This is a genomic window from Lysinibacillus sp. GW821-FHT14F06, assembly GCF_058803665.1.
In genome coordinates, this window is the sequence record NZ_JBXAPF010000080.1 from 1 (window position 1) to 567 (window position 567).

The window sequence follows — 567 nt, forward strand, 5'->3', positions numbered from 1 at the left end:
TTTGGATTCTTGAAGGCTAATTTGCGTTTCACTCGATTTTCTGTACGAGGAAAATCGAAGGTGGAAAACGAGATGGGTCTCGCATTAATGGCTGTGAATTTAAGAAAATTCACAGCCATTAGCTAAAAGCTATCTGGAAAAACATAAAAGATCGAGAAATCCGACTTTGAATTCATTCAAAGTCGGATTTCTCACGAATTGAAGCTAGTTATGTCCCAGCCTCTCTCGGGAGAATAAATTTAAGATATCATTAAACTACTTTTCCCTTTCAAATAACCCACAAACGATGAAACACTTAGTTTGGGGGAATACTCACCAACATATGAATATGATCAGGGCAGGCGGTTGCTTCTATAATTTCTACTCCTTTTCTTTCACATAAATGGCGTAAAATTTTACCTATGTCTGCTTTGATTTGTCCATAAATAATCTGTCTTCTATATTTGGGCGCAAAGACGATATGATACTTACAATTCCATGTTGTGTGTGCTAAACTTTTATTATCCATTTGGATCCCCTTTCGTACGAAGTCGGTTGACCAGACCTGAATTCATTGTACGGCTGGGG

Annotated in this window: 1 pseudogene; it reads right to left on the reverse strand. The window is 37.7% G+C overall.

Going from position 1 to position 567, the window contains the following annotated elements:
- Window positions 1-245: 245 nt before the first annotated feature.
- Window positions 246-508 (reverse strand): annotated as a pseudogene (gene tnpA, locus AC1RNS_RS26465) (IS200/IS605 family transposase); the annotation flags it as partial.
- Between the last annotated feature and the right edge of the window lie 59 nt (window positions 509-567).